This is a genomic window from Rhodococcus huquni, assembly GCF_055231055.1.
The window spans coordinates 335,650-354,844 of sequence record NZ_JBUYWE010000001.1 but is presented as its reverse complement, the minus strand read 5'-3'; the positions used below and the strand labels follow the sequence as shown (position 1 = coordinate 354,844).

Here is a 19,195-nt window from a genome sequence, read left to right as displayed (position 1 = left end):
CTTGGTAGTTCAGCGATTACCAGCCGCGCTCTGCGAGGCGATGCGGCACCGGGATGTCGTCGACGTTGATACCGACCATCGCTTCACCCAGTCCGCGCGAGACCTTCGCGAGCACGTCCGGGTCGTCGAAGAAGGTGGTGGCCTTCACGATGGCCGCTGCGCGCTCTGCCGGGTTACCGGACTTGAAGATGCCGGAACCGACGAACACGCCCTCGGCGCCGAGCTGCATCATCATCGCCGCGTCTGCGGGCGTCGCGATGCCGCCCGCGGTGAACATCGTGACGGGAAGCTTGCCGGCCTTCGCCACCTCGACCACGAGGTCGTACGGCGCCTGCAGTTCCTTGGCCGCGACGTACAGCTCGTCCTCGCTCAACGACGTCAGCCGACGGATCTCGCCGCCGATGGTGCGCATGTGGGTGGTGGCGTTGGAGACGTCTCCGGTACCGGCCTCACCCTTCGAACGGATCATCGCCGCACCTTCGGTGATACGACGGAGCGCCTCACCGAGGTTGGTGGCGCCGCACACGAACGGAACGGTGAACTTCCACTTGTCGATGTGGTTGGCGTAATCGGCGGGAGTGAGAACCTCCGACTCGTCGATGTAGTCGACACCGAGACTCTGGAGAATCTGCGCCTCGACGAAATGACCGATGCGCGCCTTGGCCATCACCGGGATGCTGACCGCGGAGATGATGCCGTCGATCATGTCCGGGTCGCTCATACGCGATACGCCGCCCTGGGCGCGGATGTCGGCGGGAACGCGCTCGAGTGCCATGACCGCCACCGCGCCCGCGTCCTCGGCGATCTTCGCCTGGTCCGGAGTGACGACGTCCATGATGACCCCGCCCTTGAGCATCTCGGCCATGCCCCGCTTGACGCGTGCAGTACCGGTGGTAGGGGTGGTCTCGGGGGTGCTCACAGCGAACTCCTGGGTAGTGGCTGAAATATGACTTCTAGAATGCGCGAACGTAGCCTTCCGGCGAACGCCGCAGTGGTCGATTCTATGACGACAGCAGTACCGGCGCCGTATCCAGTCCGGTTTTGCTGGCCCGCTGTCACCGAATCGACCGCACCTCTGGTGCGCCGGCCTGCTGTGCAATCGATTGAGCTTCGGTGAGCAGACCTGGGAGATCCAGCGGATAGACGGCCTCGCCCGACTCGACCAAATCTGCGATATCGCCGCTGGAGCACCAGCGATGGCCGGTCACGGTACGCCGTTCGAGTTCGGTGAAGCCATCGTAGTTCGGTTCGAATGCACCGGTGCCGACAGCGAAGAACAACTCTTCCGAACGAATCATCCGGCTGTCCCACGAGAATGTGGCAACCCGTCGCCACATCGGCCCACGCAATTGGGTGGTATCGACGGACAGACCCGTCTCCTCGCGGATCTCACGGACCGCTGCCGAGCGCAGGTTCTCTCCCTTCTCGACTCCCCCACCGACCGTGAACCAGTAGAACGTCTCGGGGTCCGCAGGGTCGTGACCTCGAAGCAGCAGAACCCTGCCTTCGTCGTCGAGCATCACTACGCGAGCAGACGTTCGTGTGGTGTCCAGAGTGAGACCCTCCGACAGAGCCGCCGCAGTGGTCCGTTCCGTGATCTCGAAGTACGTCGGCAGCGGCGCTGTGCCACCGAGATGGAGCCAGCGAACCGGTCGTCTGGTGCGCAACGCCAGAGTGTCGCGGACAGCGTCGTTGTGGAACCGCCGCGCGATCAGAACACGTGCCTCCGCGTCGGCGAGTTCGGCCACCAACTGTGGACGGACGAGTTCGACGTCGATGGTGGCCAGCGCTCCGGACACCGCGTTCTCGGCGACCTCGCGCTCACCGCGCTCGGCACGCTCGGCGTGGTCGGCCAGGTTCACCAGGCGACGTGAACCCTGCGATCCGAGACCTGCTGCGATCGCGCGAACCACGACGGCCCGCCTCGCGAGTGCGGCGTCGAGTGCGTGCCAGGAAAGATCCGAACGCACGTGCAATCGGTCGAGCCGGTTGGCGGTGCTGTACGCCCACAGACCCAGAATGAAGACGAAAGCCGCCACGAGCGCCATGACGAAGATCGTGAGTGCCGAGAAAGTCACGAGCCCACCTCGGTCACACCAGGTGCGCCCACCGTCACGGTCTCGTACACCCGCAGAATCTGCTCCGCGACCACCGGCCAGTCGTACTCGGCCACCACGCCGGTTCCCGCGGTCACGAGCCGCTGCCGGTACGCGTCGTCGTCGAGCACCCGCAGCACGGCGTCGCCGTATGCCGCGGAGTCTCCTACCGGCACCAGGACTCCGGCCTCACCGTCGCGCAATACCCGCCTGAATGCGTCCAGCTCGCTGGCCACCACCGCGGTGCCCGCCGCCATCGCCTCGACGAGCACGATTCCGAAGCTTTCGCCGCCCAGGTTCGGGGCGCAATACACGTCGGCGCTGCGTAGCGCCGACGCCTTCTGCCCGTCGGTGACCTGCCCGAGGAACCGGAAGTGCCGAGCGAGCGGACCCGCTTCGCGTCGAAGCCGCTGTTCGTCGCCTCTGCCCACCACCAAGACCTCGAGATCCGGGTGCTTCTCCACGACCTTCGGCAATGCGCCCATGAGCACCGCCATACCTTTGCGTGGTTCGTCGTACCTGCCGAGGAAAAGGATCGTGGGGCCCGAACGCGGATAGCCGTCCAGCCGCTGCGCATGCGCGAACGCACCGACGTCGACGCCGTTCGGAATCTCCACGGCGTCCGACCCCAACGATTCCATCTGCCACCTGCGAGCAAGCTCGGAGACCGCGATTCGTCCACGAATCTTCTCGAGGTACGGCTGCAGAACACTCTGGAATGTGCTGAGCACCAACGATTTCGTCGTCGAAGTGTGGAACGTTGCCACGATCGGCCCCTGAGCCACACGCAAGGCCAGCATCGACAGACTCGGCGCATTGGGCTCGTGAATGTGGAGCACGTCGAAATCGTTGTCCGAGATCCAGCGTCGCACTCGGGCACTGGCCGCCGGACCGAAGCTCAAGCGTGCGACCGACCCGTTGTACGGGATGGCCAGTGCCTTGCCCGCCGACACCACGAAGTCCGGGAGTTCGATCCCCTCGGACGCCGGTGCGAGAACGCTCACCTTGTGTCCGCGCTCGATCAGCACCTCTGCGAGGTCCACCACATGGGCCTGCACGCCGCCCGGTACATCGAACGAGTACGGACAGACCATGCCGATGTTCACGAGCCCTCCATGCGGGAGATTCGCGCCTCGGACAGATCGGAACGCCACAGCGGTTGGAGCATGTGCCAATCCGCGGGGTGCTCCGCGATGTTCGCTTGGAACCGATCCGCCAGACGTTGGGTCGTCGCCGACACACCACCCTCGGTGTCGAGTGCGGGGCCGACGCGGAATCCCCACCCGCCGTCGGTGAACCAGCAGTGGGTCGGCAGCAGGGCTGCGCCGGTTTCGATTGCCAGCTTCGCGGGACCGGCAGGCATCCGGGTCTGCTCGCCGAAGAAAGTCACCGGAACCCCCTTGCTCGCGAGATCTCGCTCACCGAGGAGGCACACCACCTTGTTCTCGTGTAGGCGCCGAGACAGCTCGACGAACGGCGGCTGCTCACCGCCGCTCAACGGAAATATCTCGAAGCCGAGGCCTTCGCGGTATTCGACGAAGCGCTGGTACAGCGATTCCGGCTTCAAACGTTCGGCGACGGTGGCGAAGCCGCCCCACTCCTGGGCACACCACACGCCTGCCATGTCCCAGTTCCCGCTGTGCGGGAGCGCGACAACCGCTCCACGTCCCTCGCCCAACGCCTTCTCGACGTGCTCTCTTCCCTCGATCAGATCGTCGAGGCTTCGTGCCGTCTCGACGAGGTCCATGGACGGCAAGCGGAACGCCTCACGCCAATACCGGGCATACGAACGCATCGACTGACGCATCAGATCGTCGGGCACCTCGGCAGGAGGCACGCCCAGCACTCGGGCAAGGTTGCGGCGCAACTGATCCGGTCCGCCGTCACGAGCGGCGAAATCGGCACCGCGGTCGAACAGCACCTTGGCCACACCGTCCGGCAGTGCTCTGACCACACGCCACCCGGCGGCATACCCCAGATCGGTGGCCCGGGCCGAAATGCTCACTGCGTGTTCGCCTCACCGTCGTCGCGCGGCGAGGTGAGCGGGAGCAGATCCCGCGCGCCCGGCGAAGACCGCACTGCGAAGACTCGCTGGAAGACGGTGACGATGCTGCCGGCTGCCAGCAACCACATCGCGATATGAATCGCCCAGGGCAATCCCATACCGGTGAAACCGGCGCCGGCGAGCACGATGATCAGACGATCCGGGCGCTCGATCAGGCCGCCGTCCGCCGACAATCCGCTCGCCTCGGCGCGCGCCTTTGCGTACGAGATGACCTGCGAGGCAACCAGACAGATCATCGTCGCAACGAAGAGCGGCTTGCTCTCTTCGTGGTACACGGCCCACCAGCCCAGGCCTGCGAAGATCGCGCCGTCCGCCAGACGATCACAAGTTGCGTCGAGTACGGCTCCGAATCGCGTTCCACCACCACGTGCCCGCGCCATTGCGCCGTCGAGCATGTCGAACATCACGAAGAGCCAGATGACGAGCGCTCCGATGAGCAGATGGCCCGACGGGAACAAGGTCACCGCGCCGGCAATACTCGCCACGGTGCCGATCACCGTCACCGAGTCCGGAGTCAGACCCGTCTTCACGAGGGCCTTTCCCATCGGCAGCGTCACTTTCGACACTGCATCCCTGCCGAAGAAGCTCAACACCGGCCGTCCCCCTTCGGCCTCGTGGAAACCCGATTCATGTCAGCGATCACCAGTGAATGGTGCCACGACATCCCCACCACGGCCTCACTCATGCCACGCCTTCGCGAGCAAGCTTCGAGTTTCACGCAACAGTTGGGGCATCACCTTCACGCCACCGAGGATGGTGATGAAGTTGGCGTCGCCGCCCCATCTCGGGACGACATGCTGGTGCAGATGCTCGGACAGTGATCCGCCGGCGGCCGCGCCGAGGTTGAGCCCCACGTTGAATCCGTCGGGATTCGACACGCCCTTGATGACCCGCAACGACTGTTGAGTGAAGGCCATCAGTTCGGCGCTCTCCCCCGCCGTCAGATCCTCGAGCGCCGCGACCTTTCGATAAGGCACGACCATCAGGTGGCCGGGGTTGTACGGATACAGGTTCAGCACCGCGAATACGTGCTCGCCACGTGCCACCACGAGACCGTCCTCGTCGGACATCTTGGGGATGTCGATGAACGGCTCGCCCGTCGCCCCCTCGGTCCGCGGGGCCTCGGCGATGTAGGACATTCGGTGCGGAGACCAGATTCTCTGCAGATGGTCCGGATCACCGGGGCCGCGATCCACGAGCGGCTCCGGCGCATTGTCGCGGTCGGTCATTGTCTTCAGGCCTCCCCCGCCTGGACTGACTCCGCGGTCGGCGACGTGTTTTCCCGACGGGCGATCCAGTCGGTCACGATCTGAACTGCCCGCTCGACCGGAACGCCGTTGACCTGGGTGCCGTCGCGGAATCGGAAGCTGACCGCTCCGGCTTCCACATCACGCTCACCGGCGAGCAGCATGAACGGCACCTTCTGAGTGGTGTGGTTGCGAATCTTCTTCTGCATCCGGTCGTCGCTCGCGTCCACTTCCGCCCGCACACCTGCGGACTTCAGCTTCTTCACGACGTCGAAAAGATGGTCCTCGAACGCCTCGGCCACCGGAATGCCGACCACCTGAACCGGGGCCAGCCACGCCGGAAACGCGCCCGCGTAGTGCTCGGTGAGGACACCGAAGAAGCGCTCGATCGAGCCGAACAACGCGCGGTGAATCATCACCGGGCGCTGCTTCGTTCCATCGGACGCCGTGTACTGCAGATCGAAACGTTCCGGCAGGTTGAAGTCGAGCTGAATGGTCGACATCTGCCAGGTCCGCCCGAGCGCATCCTGGACCTGGACCGAAATCTTGGGGCCGTAGAACGCGGCGCCGCCGGGGTCGGGGACCAGATTCAGACCCGACTCCGCAGCGACCTCGGCCAGGGTGTTGGTCGCTTCTTCCCACACATCGTCGTCGCCGACGAACTTGTCCGGGTTCTTCGTCGACAGTTCGAGGTAGAAGTCGTCGAGCCCGTAGTCCTTCAGCAGGGCAAGCACGAACTCGAGCGTCGTCGCGAGCTCGTCGCGCATCTGATCGCGGGTGCAGTAGATGTGGGCGTCGTCCTGAGTCATTCCGCGCACGCGGGTGAGACCGTGGACCACACCGGACTTCTCGTACCGGTACACGGAACCGAACTCGAACAAACGCAGCGGCAGTTCCCGGTACGACCGCCCACGCGACCTGAAGATCAGGTTGTGCATGGGGCAGTTCATGGGCTTGAGGTAGTAGTCCTGGCCGGGCTTGCGGACGTTGCCGTCCTCGTCCAGTTCCTCGTCGATGTGCATGGCCGGGAACATGCCGTCGCGGTACCAGTCGAGGTGGCCCGACACCTCGTAGAGATGCCCCTTGGTGATGTGCGGGGTGTTGACGAACTCGTATCCCTCTTCGACGTGACGCGAGCGCGAGTAGTTCTCCATCTCGGTGCGGATGATGCCGCCCTTGGGATGGAACACCGGCAGACCGGAGCCCAGTTCGTCGGGGAAGCTGAACAGATCGAGCTCGGCACCCAGCTTGCGGTGGTCGCGGCGCTCGGCCTCGGCGAGCAGCTCCAGGTACTCGTCCTGCGCCTCGGTCGACTCCCAGGCGGTTCCGTAGACACGCTGGAGATCTGCGTTGTTCTGATCGCCGCGCCAGTAGGCGGCGGAACTGCGGGTCAGCTTGAACGCGGGAATGTGCTTGGTCGTGGGAATGTGCGGTCCCCGGCACAGGTCCCCCCACACTTTCTCGCCGGTTCGCGGATCCAGGTTGTCGTAGATGGTGAGCTCTTTGCCGCCCACCTCCATGACCTCGGGATCGTCGATACCGGACTTGTCGTCGATCAGCTCGAGCTTGAACGGCTCGTTCGCCAGTTCGGTACGCGCATCCTCGATCGAATCGACGACTCGACGCGAAAAGCGCTGCGAACCCTTGATGATCTTCTTCATACGCTTTTCGAGGGTCGCGAGATCCTCGGGAGTGAACGGACGGTCGACCGAGAAGTCGTAGTAGAAGCCGTCCTTGATCGGCGGGCCGATGCCGAGCTTCGCGTCCGGGAACTCCTGCTGTACCGCTTGCGCGAGCACGTGGGCCGCCGAGTGCCTGATCACGTTTCGCCCGTCGTCGGTATTCGCAGCGACCGGTTCGACGTCCTCGTCCGTCTCGGGGGTCCAGGACAGGTCACGAAGGTGACCTTCGCCGTCCCGCACGACCACCACTACATCGGGACCCTTCGACGGGTAGCCGGCCTCGCGGACCGCAGTTCCGGCCGTCGTCCCTGCTGGCACCCTGAGGAGAGCGACTGGGGCTTCGGGTACGGGCGTGGTCACGGCGATGTTCTCCTAGGTGAGACGAAGTACTACCTACAGACTGTCGTGCGGGCACAGGTGTTCCGTACGACGCAAGACATGGTTCCTCACCATGCTATCGGCAGTGCCGGGGCGTACTCAGAGCGGACTCTGGAGCCACTCCCAGTCGAGGCCCACCCAGGACGCCACCAGACCGAGTGCGCCGAGGAGCCACAGTGTGGCGATCACGACGGCGCAGGTGAAGACCACCCCTAGGCCACGAACAAACAGGTTCTGCTTCCCGAACCAGTCCATGAACGCGTCGTAGCGTTTACGCACCCAACGAAGGACCCGGTGCGCCCATTCGAATTCGGAGGCGAGAATGCCGAGGCCGGCGAAGACGATCAACCAGCCGGGCCCGGGGTAGGGAATGGCCACGATCCCGGCAGCGAGGACGAGTGTTCCGACGACGCCTACCGCGATGCGATACGTGAGATCCAACGTCCGGTTCTGCGCGATCTTCTCGCGCTTCTCTCGCCAGCGATCGGCCAGTTGACCCAACCGGCTCGTCTCGGAATCGTCGGATTTGCCCGCTCGGGAGTCTTCGGAACGAATCTCGTCGGTACTCAGGGGATCCACCTGTTTCGGTCGCGCGTGGGCAGCTACCGCCCTCAGAGTACCGATACCTCGGCCTTCGCTCGATTCATCGGCCCGATCCGGAGCCCTGCCGGACGAAAAATCCCCTCGTCCGAGAGGACGAGGGGATCTACGTGGTCCCGGCTGGGATCGAACCAGCGACCTTCCCGGTGTGAACGGGACGCTCTTCCACTGAGCCACGGGACCGACCGAGCGATGAACATGAAGACTCGCTCGAACGATTTGGAACACTAACACGACGCCCGGACCGAATACGAATCACCTCCGTGGCATTCGACGGTGGCCGCCCACACCACGTGTCCGTACGCAGGAGCGTTCACATGCTGTTCACTCCAGTGGGCACTGACCAGCTGATTTGTAACTATCAACGATGGTCGGCTAGTGTTCTCAACCGCACCACGGAGAGCAATTGACTCCGGTTGAACGGTGCATGCGGACGTGGCGCAGCTGGTAGCGCACAACCTTGCCAAGGTTGGGGTCGCGGGTTCGAATCCCGTCGTCCGCTCGAGAGGTTGGACTCAACCTTCGCGGTGGAGTGGCCGAGTGGTGAGGCAACGGCCTGCAAAGCCGTGCACACGGGTTCGATTCCCGTCTCCACCTCGCGCGATTAGCTCAGCGGGAGAGCGCTTCCCTGACACGGAAGAGGTCACTGGTTCAATCCCAGTATCGCGCACCAAGTTGGACATCTAGACAATGAAGTTCCCGAGGCCGGTTCGTTCCGGAGCAGGGTTCTTCGCATGCGGACGTGGCGCAGCTGGTAGCGCACAACCTTGCCAAGGTTGGGGTCGCGGGTTCGAATCCCGTCGTCCGCTCCATTTTTTCGGGAGACTCGTCTCCCTCTCGCGCGATTAGCTCAGCGGGAGAGCGCTTCCCTGACACGGAAGAGGTCACTGGTTCAATCCCAGTATCGCGCACCAACTGCATCACCATCAGTACGGCGAAGGCGCCCCGGCTCGAACCGGGGCGCCTTCGCCGTGTCTGGGTGTCGTAGTTCTCCGGAATGTTCAGGCGAAAGAGCGATTGGCCCCGGCGATCATCGCCCGGCACGCCGATTCCGTGCCGTCCGCACCGATGCCCATCGCCCACCACGACCGGCCGCGCCGTTCGACGAGCGCGAAGGTGTATGCGCGGTCGTCCTCTTGGAACTGGTGGAAGGCACGTATCTCGAGATTGACGCCGGCGTCAGCCAGCATGTGGGTCATCGCCGACACCGGCCCGGTTGCCGTGGTCGCGTACTGCGAGATCGTGTTGTCGATCGCCAGCGTGGCCCGAAAGTCGAAGCGGCCGAGGCCCACCCGCTCGAACGTGAATGCCCCGAGCCTGATCGGACCGGACTGTGGTGCGTACGCCGCACAGAAGTCGGTCCACGACATACCGGCTGCAATGCTACGAAGGCACGCGGGTATCCGGGGAAAATCGTGACGAGGAAATGCTTCACGGGATGTGTTGTGCGCGAGAGTCGTACTGTTCATCGATCTGGTCTTCCGAACGAAGGGAGGACCAACTCATAGCTCGACCCGCAGCGAGGGGTCGGTCCGAATCAGACCCCGCTACGGCGGCGAACTACGAGAATGCGCGACATAGCGTTGAACTATAGACGAGCGGGGATGTCCCTGACAAACTTCCGCCGGCGAGAGCTGTTCGGACCGACAACCGAAGACCAACGAGAAAACGCAGGGGCACATGAGCGACGCGATCCCACTCCGCTCGGCACGCATCGCGGTTGCGTGTGCATTCGCGATGCAGGGGTTCTTGCTCGCCGCCATCCTCACCCAACTCCCCCAGTACAAGGATCGCTTCGGTCTCCCGGACAGCATCGTGGTGATTGCGGTGGTGACCGTGTCGGCGATCGCCGGCGTCGGCAGCGTTCTCGCCGAACTGCTCGCACGACGGACGTCTAGCCGATACTCCCTGGTCATCGGGCTCACGGTCATCTCGGTCGCCGGCGCTGCAATCGGTGTCGCACAGTCGACATGGGTGTTCCTGACCCTTCTTGCCGTCTACGGCGCCGGACTCGGGATCATCGACGCCGCCGCGAACATGCAGGCAGTGGAGTTGCAGCACCTCTACGGGCGGTTCATCCTCTCGTCGTTTCACGCCGCGTGGAGTGCCGGAGCCATCGTCGGAGCACTGTTCGTTGCCGCAACCGCAGCACTGGGCGTCTCGGTGACACTCACACAGGCGTGCGCAGGACTGATCGTGGCTGCCGGACTCGTCGGCGCCGCGAACAGCTTCCTTCGCTCGGCCCCACCCGGCGCAGCGGCGCCCACCACTTCCCGCGCCGCACAGACCGGCCCGATCGTCCCCGTCCAACTGCTCCTCGCGCTCGGGGCCGCGATGGCCCTGTTCTACGCGGTCGATTTCGGCGTCGCGAACTGGTCCGCGCTGTACCTGAAGGACGTTCTGTTCGCCGACGCGGGAACAGCGGCGCTCGGCCTGGCCGCATACCAGTGCGCCGCCTTGGCGTCGCGGTCGACGGGCGACTGGTGGGTGCGCCGATACGGCGAGGTCGCGGTTGTGAGGTCCGGTGCTGCGATCGGACTCGTCGGTCTCTCGCTCGTGGTTGTCGCCCAGTCTCCGGCGGTCGCAATCACCGGATTCCTGATAGTGGGAGTGGGTGCCCCCGTGGTGGTTCCGTTGTGTTTCAGCGCCGCAGGAAGGGCCGCAGCCCCAGGCCGGGCCGATGCTGCGATCGCACGGCTCAACCTGTTCAACTACCTGGGAACCCTCGTGGGTGGCGGTGTGGTCGGTGCCGTCGGCGCCGCAACGGACCTCCGAGTGGGATTCGTGGTCCCGCTGGTCTTCGTCGTCGCGCTGTTCTTCCTCGCGCCCGCATTTGCGCCGCGCTCACCAGCGGTAACATCCGATCACCCGCGGACATCGCCGAGCGATGCGCACAATGGAACTCGAACCGCGCTACGGGTCCCGGGCCCTGGGGCCGAGTCTCGCAATACGGCGGGAAGACCGAAAGGCAGAGTGGAAGACGCGTGAACGTGCAGGTGGATTCCGCCGGAATCTGGGATTCGGAAGCAATAGCCGACGTTGCCGCCGCAACGTTTCCATTGGCTTGTCCGCCCGACGCGACGCAGGACGACATCGCAGCATTCGTCGACGAAGTGTTGTCGGCAGAACGCTTCTCCGAGTACCTCACCGACCCCACCCGCACGGTTCTCAAGGTCACCAACCACGGCGGACTCGTGGGCTATGCCATGCTCGTGAACTCCGAGCCTTCGGATCTCGAGGTGGCGAACCTGATCACTGTGCGTCCGACCACCGAAGTCAGCAAGCTCTATGTCGTGCCGGGCAAGCATGGAACCGGCGTCTCGTCCGCGCTGATGCAGTCGATCGTCGACCGAGCGAGCGCGGACGGTCGCCGAAGCCTGTGGCTGGGCGTCAACCAGCTCAACGAGCGTGCTCAGCGCTTCTATGCGAAGCACGGATTCGAACGAGTCGGCACCAAGACGTTCCACGTCGGCTCACAGGTGCACCACGACTTCGTGATGCAGCGATCACTGTCGCCCGACGAGGCGTCGGAAACGACCTAGCCGGCCGCAACCTCGAAACGCGACAATGCCAACAGGCGCGACATTGCGCGCAGGTACTTCTTCTTGTAGCCACCCGCGAGCATCTCGGGCGTGAAGATCTCGTCGAGGCGAGCACCCGACACCGTCACCGGAATGCTGGCGTCGTACAGACGGTCCGCAAGCACCACGATGCGCAGCGCCACCGACTGATCCTCCGCCGGATGCACCCCGTCGAGGAACACCGCAGGAATCCCCTCGACGAGCTTGTTGTAGCGCGAGGGATGCAATGTGCTCAGGTGGGCGCACAGATCGTCGAAATCGTCCAGCGTTGCACCGGGGACGGATTCGGCACGTTCCGCCAATTCCTCCGAAGAGATCGGCTCCGGTGCGGGCGGCAGATCGCGGTGTCGGTAGTCCGGCCCGTCCACCCGAATCGTCTCGAAGATCGAGCCGAGCTTCTTGATCTCCCGCAGGAAGTCCTGAGCCGCGAATCGCCCTTCTCCGAGCTGTCCCGGAAGGGTGTTCGAGGTTGCCACGATCGACACTCCACGCGCGGACAACTCCGACAGCAAACGTGAGACGAGCATGGTGTCACCCGGATCGTCGAGCTCGAACTCGTCGATGCAGAGCACGCTGTGCTCGGACAATTCCTCGACGGCCTTGTTGAAGCCGAGCGCTCCCACCACATGGGTGAGTTCCACGAAGGTTCCGAACGCCTTCGGCGAGGGGACGCTGTGGTAGATCGACGCGAGCAGGTGGGTCTTGCCGACACCGAACCCGCCGTCGAGGTACAGGCCGATGCCCGTCGACTGCGACTTCTTACCGAACAGTCCTCGGCGGCCGCCACCGCGGATCTTGGTGACCTTCTTCGCGAAGTCCTCTGCCTTCTGCACAGCCTCGGCCTGGCTGGGCTCGGCCGGGTCCGGGATGTACGAGGCGAAACTCACCTCGTCGAACATCGCCGGCGGCACCATTTGCCCCACCAATTGGTCGGCGGGCACCACGGGGCTTCGATCGACAAGACGCGCAGACATGCACCGAGGGTATCGACGTGTTGTGATATCTCATGTGCGACGTGTCGATAATGGGACCTACTTCACACCGGATGACACCGGGGCGTCTCCGGACATCACGGACGACTCTCTCCGTGAACTCTACGCATATCCCCCGGTGAGCGAGCGTCCATGGATGCGCGCCAACTTCGTGTCCAGCATCGACGGTGCAGTGACCGTCGACGGCAAGAGCGGCGGTCTCGGGACACCTGCAGACCACCGGGTCTTCACCGTCTTGCGGGAACTCGCGGACGTCGTGGTGGTCGGGGCCGGGACAGCCCGCGCCGAGAACTACGGCGGGGTGAGCCTCGACGAGGCCGCTCGGCTGCGACGATCCGAGCGGGGCGCCGCACCGGTTCCACCGATAGTCGTCGTCACGAGTCACGGTGATCTCGATCCGGATGCCCGCTTGTTCTCCGAGACGAGTGTGCCGACCGTCGTTCTCACCGGGCGCGACGCCGCCGACGGGGTCCTCGAACGACTCGGAGCCGCCGGCGCGGACGTCGTGCGGACGGGTGACACGCACGTCACCACGGCATCACTGCTCGACCTGCTGGCCGCACGGGGCTGGCTACGAGCCCTCTGCGAAGGCGGGCCGGGATTGTTCGGGCAATTGTGTACCGACGACGGCGTGGACGAGCTGTGTACCACCGTCTCCCCCGTTCTTGTCGGTGGACAGGCCGGTCGAATCTCCATGTCCCAGTCCGCGCACCCACGCGACATGACGCCGCGACACATCCTCGCCGACGACGACGGCACGCTGCTCTTTCGCTGGGTACGGTCCACCCACATCGGTCGGTGAGATCGCGGCACGTCCGAGGCCGTGTGCTGTACGCCACGTGAACCTGGCAGGCTGTGCGGCATGCGCAGATCGGTGTTGCTCGCAATGGTTCTCGCTGTGTGTTGTGCGTGCGGTGCCGGGCCGTCCACACGTCCGCACGTGGCCGTGGAACGCGAGGGCGGAGGGGCGCCGGAACCCACCGAGGTCGAGAACCCGGACGCACCCCCACCCGCCCTCGAGGCCCCTCACGCGGACGTGACCTGGACGGAGTGCGGTCGACAGGTGCTCGACCGGGCCGGCCTCGGGCCCCTTCCCGACGGAGTCGTCCTCGAATGCGGGCAGTACGAGTCCCCGATCGACAAATCCGGCTCACTGCCCGGGTCGTTCCAGGTCGGCCTGCTCCGTGCGAGTGCCCCCGAAACCCCTGCGGACGCGGCACCGCTCGTCATGACGTCGGGCTCAGACAGAGCATCCACCGACCAATTGGCCACACTGATGACGACCGGCGGAAAAGATCTGCTCGCCACCAACCCGGTGGTCGCCGTGGATCGACGCGGAATCGGGACTTCCCTCGAGATCGAGTGCCTCACGGAAGCCGAACGCAAGGACATCGCCGACCTGACCCCGGCGGGCGCAGCAAACGGCGGCGACCGCGTGGCCGCAATGGCGGCATTGGGGCGCGAGGCGACGATCGCGTGCACCGACTACCTCCAGCCCCAGGAACTCGCGTTCGACACGACTCACGCCGCTGACGACATCGAAACGTTGCGGGAGCTGTGGCAGGTGCCTGCAATCGGGCTGATCGGGACCGGTAACGGAACCGCGGTTGCGTTGAGCTTCGCCTCGAAGTACCCGGACCGGGTCGGTCGGCTCGTTCTGGATTCGCCGACAGCGGCCACCGCGGACGCCGTGACGGTCACCGAGCAGCGGGTACAGGGCCAGGAGGCCGCACTCGACGTCTTCGCCCGTCAATGCGCGGCCCTCGGTTGCTCGCTGGGCCCGGATCCACGTGCTGCGGTCACCGGCATCGTCGAATCTGCACGCGAAGGCGCGCTGCCGGGAGTATCGGCGAACGCGGTGTCGACGGCGATCGCCGCGACGCTGGGATCGCCCACCGCAGACGATCAGGCGAGAGTCCGGGACCTCGCCGACACGTTGTCCGCCGCTCGTGGCGGTGACACCGGCGCTCTTGCCGGTCTGGCCGCGCGCGCCATGAGCGCAACACATCGCGACGGCCAACTCGTTGCTCGATGCTCCGACGGACAGCAATGGCCCGCTCCGGACAGGGTGCGCGAACTCCACCGAACCTGGCAGGACACCTATCCGGTCTTCGGGCCGGAGAATGCGCTGGGAATGCTCGCGTGCGGTGCGTGGCCGGCGACCGCTCCCCCTGCACTGCCCACCGATCTGGCGGCCCCCGTGCTCGTTCTCTCGGGCGTCGCGGACCCTGTCACCGGAAACGCCGGTGTCGGATCGGCCACTGGCGCAGTCGAGGCGGCGGGTGCGCCCACCTCCACCGTCACCTGGCACGGCGCCGGTCACCCCGTGATGAGCACCGGCTGCGCGAGAAAGTCCATCGCCGCGTATGCGGCCGAGGGTGTACTACCAGCCGACGGCAACGCCTGCCCTGGCTGACCTCCGACGTAAGGGCGGGTCGCCGGTCACCGGCAGAGTCGTTTCGGGGTACCGTGCCGTAGTGTTCCTTCGACAACTCGAGCCGCGCACTGGGCGCACCACCTCCGAGGTCATCAACTTTGCGTTGTGGCCGATCGCAGTGATGACGGTGTTGCACCGCGTGGTCATCAAGGCCGTCAACGGAAACATCACGGACGACTACCGTCCCGTCTACCGGGCCGCCCTTGCCTTCCTCAACGGCAAGCCGGTCTACACAGCGAACTTCGACTGGGTGGACCCGCACTACCTCTATCCGCCGTCCGGCACGCTGCTTATGGCCCCCATCGCCGTCATCGACCCCGAGAAGTCGCGATGGCTGTTCATCATCGCGAACGCCGCGGCCATTCTGATCGCGCTGTACCTGTTGCTGAAGATGTTCGACCTCGGGATCAAGTCGATCGCGGCCCCGATTCTGGTGGCGGCCACGTTCAGTTCCGAGACAATCACCAACACCTTGGTGTTCACCAACATCAACGGGCTCGTGCTGCTCGGCGAAATGGCGTTCCTGCTCCTGCTGCTACGCCGCCGTGACCTCTGGTCGGGCGTGGCCATCGGCCTCACCTTTGCCGTCAAACCGATTCTGGCGCCACTTCTGATACTTCCCCTGGTGCGTGGACAGTGGAAGGTCTTCGTCACGGCGATCGGCATTCCGCTGGTCCTGACTGCGATCGCCTGGCCGCTGTCCGCCGATCCCATGGACTTCATCCACCACACGGTCCCCTACCTGACGGAGTCCCGCGACTACTTCAACAGCGCCATCGTCGGCAACGGCCGCTACTACGGTCTCCCGACGGCACTGGTGTGGGCGATGCGTCTCGGATTCGGGGCCATGGTGCTGGCGTCGCTGTGGCTGCTGTACCGCTACTACCGCAAGGACGAACTCTTCTTCGTCGCCACGACGACCGGTCTCGTGCTCACAGCGTCCTTCCTGCTCGGGTCGCTCGGGCAGATGTACTACTCGATGATGATCTTCCCCCTGATCATGACGGTGGTCCTCAAGAATTCGGTCATGCGGAACTGGCCGGCCTGGCTTGCCGTCTACGGCTTCATGAGTTACGACAGTTGGCTCTCGAGTCGATTCATCACCGGTGGTAGAGCAGCCGAATACATGCGGTCCACGCTCGGCTGGAGCCTGATGATCATCGTCATCTTCGGTGTTCTCGGCTACCGCTACCTGGTAGCTCGCCGCGAGGGGCGCTTGGATCAGGGAATCGACCCGAGCTTCCTCCTGACCCAGGAGCGGGAGCCGCGCCGTCCGGATCCAGACGGCGCGGGTGACGACGCCGTCACCACGACGATCACCCCGCACGACGATCCGACTCCTGCCAAGACTTGAGGAACGTATTAGCGTGGAGCCATGAGTTCGCGTGAAGAGGCCGTACCCGAAGTCGTCCGCACCGAAGACGAGTGGCGCAACAAGCTCAGCCCCGAGGAGTACGCCGTGCTCCGTGAGGCGGGCACGGAACGCCCGTTCACCGGCGAGTACACGGATACGGAGACAGCCGGCAGCTATCGCTGCCGGGCGTGTGACGCCGAACTGTTCCGCAGCACCGAGAAGTTCCACTCGCACTGCGGATGGCCGTCGTTCTTCGACCCTGCCGATTCGGATGCCGTGATTCTTCGGGAGGACGTGTCGTTGGGCATGCGCCGAGTCGAAGTGGTCTGCAAGAAATGCCACAGCCACCTCGGTCACGTCTTCGAGGGTGAGGGTTACCCCACGCCCACGGATCAGCGCTACTGCATCAATTCGGTCAGTCTCGTTCTGGACGAGTCCTAGCGGATCACGATGCGCGGCGGATCGAACGCCTTGATCGGCGGTAGGTCCCCCTCGAACCGTTCGATCTGGACGAGCACGTGCTGCCCAGTGCAACCGTGCGACAACTTGGACGCACCGACGTCGGCAGTCAGGACGTTCGGATTGCCGTGAACACACAGCGAGTCCGGGTCGGCGGGATCGAGAGGGTCGTACCAAGCCCCGGTGGACAACTGAACGACGCCGACGCGGACGTCTGCGTCCACCACCACGCCTGCAAGGCAGGCACCTCGATCGTTGAACACGCGCACCACGTCGCCCGCCGCGACGCGCCGCGCAGCAGCATCGACCGGATTCATCCTCACCGGCTCGCGGTCCTGCACCTTGGACTGCCGGCTGGTGGCCCCGTGATCGAGTTGGCCGTGTAGACGGGTCCGAGGCTGATTCGCGATCAGATGGAGCGGGAACGCGGCGGCGCGCGATCCGCCCAACCACTCGTCCGGTTCGTACCAGCGCGGATGTCCGCGGCAATCGTCGTAGCCGAAGCTTTCGATGTCCTCGGAAAAGACTTCGATCCGCCCACTCGGCGTATTCAGCGGATGCGCGACGGGATCCGCCCGGAACTCACCGAACAGCACCAGATCGTCCTCGGTGCGCATGGGCCACTTGCCCAGCGCCCAGAAGTCCTCGAAGTCGGGAACCTCCGGGTCGTCCACCCGCACGGCCTCACGCCACTGCCCGTACAGATGCTCGATCCACTCCTGCGAGGTCCGCCCCTCGGTGAACTCCTGCCCCTTGCCCATGTGTCGCGCAATGGCGGCGAAAGTGTCGTAGTCGTCACGGGCACCCTCGAACGCCGGCACCGCGGCCTGCATCGCGACCAGAAGTGGATCGTTTCTGGTGCAGCTCAGATCGCTTCGTTCGAGAGAGGTCGTGGACGGCACCACGATGTCGGCGTGACGCGCCATCGGAGTCCAATACGGCTCGTGAACCACGATCGTGTCCGGTCGAGCCAGCGCGCGCCGCAGTCGTGGGATGTCCTGGTGGTGATGGAACGGATTTCCCCCTGCCCAGTACACGAGCCTGATGTCGGGGTAGGTGAACCGATTTCCGTCGTAGTCGAACATCTCCCCCGGCTTCGACAGAAGATCGGTGACAGCAGCCACCGGAATGAAGTCGTCCACCGCGTTGATGCCCTGCGGAAACGTCGGCAGCCGATACGGCACCGGGGCGAGACCCGGCTCGTTCATCGACCCGTACCCGTGTCCGAAACCGCCTCCGGGAATGCCGATCTGGCCGAGGATCGCGGCAAGCGTCACACCCATCCACGGCGCTTGCTCACCGTGCCGTACGCGCTGCAAGGACCATGTCACGGTCACGAGGGTGCGTTTGGCCGCCACCCGCCGCGCGAGCGACACGATCGTCGACTCGGCGACTCCCGAGATACGGGCAGCCCACGCCGCGGACTTCGGTACCCCGTCCTCGGCGCCGAGCAGATACTTCTCGAACGTCGGGTACCCCACGCAATGCGAACTCAGAAATCCTTTGTCGTGCAGCCCGTTCGACACGAGAACATGCGCCAGACCCAACATGAGGGCGACGTCCGTGCCCGGTATCGGGTCGATCCATTCGCACGGCCCATGGACGTCGTCGCGTAGCGGGCTGATCGACACCACGGAACCGCCACGCCGGCGCACCGCGTCGAGCCCGTCTCGCGTCGGATGCATGCTGTTGCCGCCGGCGTTCACCGCGGTGTTCTTGACCGGCACCCCACCGAAACAGACCATCAGTTCGGTCTCGCGCGCAATGACAGGCCACGAGGTGGACCGTTCGAACAACGTCGAATGGGTACCGACGACCCGGGGCATGATGACCGCCGTCGCGCCCAGCGAATAGCTGTTCCGTGAGCGCGTGTATCCGCCGATAGTGTTCAGAAATCGGTGAACCTGGCTCTGCGCGTGATGAAATCGGCCGGCACTGGCCCAGCCGTAGGAGCCGCCGAAGATCGCACTGTTGCCGAATTCGTCCACCACTCGGCCGAGTTCGTCGCCGACGATCTGCGTCAGCTCGTCCCATTCGACCGACACGAACGAATCGGAGCCTCTGTCGGTACTCGGACCCGGACCGTTCTCCAACCACCCGCGCCGGACCATCGGTCCCGAAACTCGCGATTTCGACCGCACCGAACCGGTGATGTTGGCCAGGATCGGAGACGGATCGGAGTCGCCCTCGTGCGGATGCACTGCCACGACGTCACCGTCGCGTACTTCCGCCTCGTACATGCCCCAGTGGGCCATGTGCCGATAGCGCCGGCCGCCCCCTGGTCCGTTCACCGACGAGGTCATG

Annotated in this window: 17 protein-coding genes and 6 tRNA genes; 11 read left to right on the top strand and 12 right to left on the bottom strand. The window is 64.8% G+C overall.

The window, feature by feature from the left end; all coding sequences use genetic code 11:
* Positions 1 to 16: 16 nt before the first annotated feature.
* The 9 genes from pdxS to ACZI8R_RS01670 all read right to left on the bottom strand — a co-directional run bounded on the left by pdxS (position 17) and on the right by ACZI8R_RS01670 (position 8,251).
* Positions 17 to 919: a pyridoxal 5'-phosphate synthase lyase subunit PdxS gene (gene pdxS, locus ACZI8R_RS01710; RefSeq protein WP_463377816.1), complete on the bottom strand. Its 903-nt coding sequence runs from the start codon at positions 917 to 919 to the stop codon at positions 17 to 19.
* 136 nt (positions 920 to 1,055) lie between these two features.
* Complete coding sequence (locus ACZI8R_RS01705; protein WP_463377815.1) at positions 1,056 to 2,078, bottom strand: NUDIX hydrolase; 1,023 nt, start codon at positions 2,076 to 2,078, stop codon at positions 1,056 to 1,058.
* Complete coding sequence (locus ACZI8R_RS01700) at positions 2,075 to 3,202, bottom strand: glycosyltransferase family 4 protein (protein ID WP_463377814.1); 1,128 nt, start codon at positions 3,200 to 3,202, stop codon at positions 2,075 to 2,077. The genes ACZI8R_RS01705 and ACZI8R_RS01700 overlap by 4 nt, the downstream gene beginning before the upstream one ends.
* On the bottom strand, positions 3,199 to 4,101 hold the full coding sequence (locus tag ACZI8R_RS01695; RefSeq protein ID WP_463377813.1) for a phosphatidylinositol mannoside acyltransferase: 903 nt from the start codon (positions 4,099 to 4,101) through the stop codon (positions 3,199 to 3,201). Before ACZI8R_RS01695 ends, ACZI8R_RS01700 begins: the two co-directional genes overlap by 4 nt.
* Entirely contained in the window at positions 4,098 to 4,754 is a 657-nt protein-coding gene (pgsA, locus tag ACZI8R_RS01690; protein ID WP_463377812.1) for a phosphatidylinositol phosphate synthase, read from the bottom strand. The genes ACZI8R_RS01695 and pgsA overlap by 4 nt, the downstream gene beginning before the upstream one ends.
* Positions 4,755 to 4,838: 84 nt before the next feature.
* Positions 4,839 to 5,390, bottom strand: a complete 552-nt coding sequence (locus tag ACZI8R_RS01685) for an ATP adenylyltransferase (RefSeq protein ID WP_463377811.1) — start codon at positions 5,388 to 5,390, stop codon at positions 4,839 to 4,841.
* Between the two features lie 5 nt (positions 5,391 to 5,395).
* A complete protein-coding gene (gene thrS / locus ACZI8R_RS01680) occupies positions 5,396 to 7,450 on the bottom strand; it encodes a threonine--tRNA ligase (RefSeq protein ID WP_463377810.1) in 2,055 nt (684 codons plus the stop codon).
* 117 nt (positions 7,451 to 7,567) lie between these two features.
* Positions 7,568 to 8,038: a TIGR02611 family protein gene (locus tag ACZI8R_RS01675; RefSeq protein WP_463378195.1), complete on the bottom strand. Its 471-nt coding sequence runs from the start codon at positions 8,036 to 8,038 to the stop codon at positions 7,568 to 7,570.
* Between the two features lie 141 nt (positions 8,039 to 8,179).
* Positions 8,180 to 8,251, bottom strand: a tRNA-Val gene (locus tag ACZI8R_RS01670).
* A 246-nt stretch (positions 8,252 to 8,497) separates the two neighbouring features.
* On the opposite strand from ACZI8R_RS01670, the gene ACZI8R_RS01665 reads away from it, so the two are divergent.
* The 5 genes from ACZI8R_RS01665 (at position 8,498) to ACZI8R_RS01645 (ending at position 8,982) form a co-directional block, all read left to right on the top strand.
* Positions 8,498 to 8,570: transfer RNA gene (locus tag ACZI8R_RS01665), tRNA-Gly, on the top strand.
* Positions 8,571 to 8,594: 24 nt separating this feature from the next.
* Positions 8,595 to 8,665: transfer RNA gene (locus tag ACZI8R_RS01660), tRNA-Cys, on the top strand.
* 1 nt (position 8,666) lies between these two features.
* A tRNA-Val gene (locus ACZI8R_RS01655) sits at positions 8,667 to 8,741 on the top strand.
* A 63-nt stretch (positions 8,742 to 8,804) separates the two neighbouring features.
* Positions 8,805 to 8,880, top strand: a tRNA-Gly gene (locus tag ACZI8R_RS01650).
* Between the two features lie 27 nt (positions 8,881 to 8,907).
* Positions 8,908 to 8,982, top strand: a tRNA-Val gene (locus ACZI8R_RS01645).
* Positions 8,983 to 9,069: 87 nt separating this feature from the next.
* Here ACZI8R_RS01645 and ACZI8R_RS01640 read toward each other — a convergent pair.
* Entirely contained in the window at positions 9,070 to 9,438 is a 369-nt protein-coding gene (locus tag ACZI8R_RS01640) for a 2-isopropylmalate synthase (RefSeq protein WP_463377809.1), read from the bottom strand.
* 310 nt (positions 9,439 to 9,748) lie between these two features.
* Between ACZI8R_RS01640 and ACZI8R_RS01635 the strand changes: the two genes are divergently transcribed.
* Positions 9,749 to 11,056, top strand: coding sequence for an MFS transporter (locus tag ACZI8R_RS01635; RefSeq protein ID WP_463377808.1), 1,308 nt, complete (start codon positions 9,749 to 9,751; stop codon positions 11,054 to 11,056).
* Complete coding sequence (locus ACZI8R_RS01630) at positions 11,053 to 11,610, top strand: GNAT family N-acetyltransferase (RefSeq protein ID WP_463377807.1); 558 nt, start codon at positions 11,053 to 11,055, stop codon at positions 11,608 to 11,610. Before ACZI8R_RS01635 ends, ACZI8R_RS01630 begins: the two co-directional genes overlap by 4 nt.
* Here the strand turns inward: ACZI8R_RS01630 and zapE are convergent.
* Positions 11,607 to 12,623: a cell division protein ZapE gene (gene zapE / locus ACZI8R_RS01625; RefSeq protein WP_463377806.1), complete on the bottom strand. Its 1,017-nt coding sequence runs from the start codon at positions 12,621 to 12,623 to the stop codon at positions 11,607 to 11,609. The two genes, ACZI8R_RS01630 and zapE, sit on opposite strands and share 4 nt — an antisense overlap.
* Between zapE and ACZI8R_RS01620 the strand changes: the two genes are divergently transcribed.
* The 4 genes from ACZI8R_RS01620 (at position 12,622) to msrB (ending at position 16,873) form a co-directional block, all read left to right on the top strand.
* Entirely contained in the window at positions 12,622 to 13,443 is an 822-nt protein-coding gene (locus tag ACZI8R_RS01620) for a pyrimidine reductase family protein (RefSeq protein WP_463377805.1), read from the top strand. The two genes, zapE and ACZI8R_RS01620, sit on opposite strands and share 2 nt — an antisense overlap.
* Positions 13,444 to 13,503: 60 nt before the next feature.
* The gene (locus ACZI8R_RS01615; RefSeq protein ID WP_463377804.1) at positions 13,504 to 15,057 is read left to right on the top strand and encodes an alpha/beta fold hydrolase; all 1,554 of its coding nucleotides are present in this window, start codon (positions 13,504 to 13,506) and stop codon (positions 15,055 to 15,057) included.
* 61 nt (positions 15,058 to 15,118) lie between these two features.
* Positions 15,119 to 16,432: a glycosyltransferase family 87 protein gene (locus ACZI8R_RS01610; RefSeq protein WP_463377803.1), complete on the top strand. Its 1,314-nt coding sequence runs from the start codon at positions 15,119 to 15,121 to the stop codon at positions 16,430 to 16,432.
* A 21-nt stretch (positions 16,433 to 16,453) separates the two neighbouring features.
* Positions 16,454 to 16,873 carry a peptide-methionine (R)-S-oxide reductase MsrB gene (gene msrB, locus ACZI8R_RS01605; RefSeq protein ID WP_463377802.1) on the top strand — a complete coding sequence of 140 codons (420 nt, stop codon included), beginning with the start codon at positions 16,454 to 16,456 and terminating at the stop codon, positions 16,871 to 16,873.
* Here msrB and ACZI8R_RS01600 read toward each other — a convergent pair.
* Positions 16,870 to 19,194, bottom strand: a complete 2,325-nt coding sequence (locus ACZI8R_RS01600) for a molybdopterin-dependent oxidoreductase (protein ID WP_463377801.1) — start codon at positions 19,192 to 19,194, stop codon at positions 16,870 to 16,872. The genes msrB and ACZI8R_RS01600 overlap by 4 nt on opposite strands.
* Position 19,195 lies beyond the last annotated feature (1 nt).

Bases quoted from the DNA above. Each gene is read 5' to 3' on its own strand.
- ACZI8R_RS01685 (WP_463377811.1), bottom strand. From the start codon at position 5,390: ATGACCGACCGCGACAATGCGCCGGAGCCGCTCGTGGATCGCGGCCCC.
- ACZI8R_RS01640 (WP_463377809.1), bottom strand. From the start codon at position 9,438: ATGTCGTGGACCGACTTCTGTGCGGCGTACGCACCACAGTCCGGTCCG.
- ACZI8R_RS01635 (WP_463377808.1), top strand. From the start codon at position 9,749: ATGAGCGACGCGATCCCACTCCGCTCGGCACGCATCGCGGTTGCGTGT.
- ACZI8R_RS01620 (WP_463377805.1), top strand. From the start codon at position 12,622: ATGCACCGAGGGTATCGACGTGTTGTGATATCTCATGTGCGACGTGTC.
- zapE (WP_463377806.1), bottom strand. From the start codon at position 12,623: ATGTCTGCGCGTCTTGTCGATCGAAGCCCCGTGGTGCCCGCCGACCAA.
- ACZI8R_RS01615 (WP_463377804.1), top strand. From the start codon at position 13,504: ATGCGCAGATCGGTGTTGCTCGCAATGGTTCTCGCTGTGTGTTGTGCG.
- msrB (WP_463377802.1), top strand. From the start codon at position 16,454: ATGAGTTCGCGTGAAGAGGCCGTACCCGAAGTCGTCCGCACCGAAGAC.
- ACZI8R_RS01600 (WP_463377801.1), bottom strand. From the start codon at position 19,194: ATGACCTCGTCGGTGAACGGACCAGGGGGCGGCCGGCGCTATCGGCAC.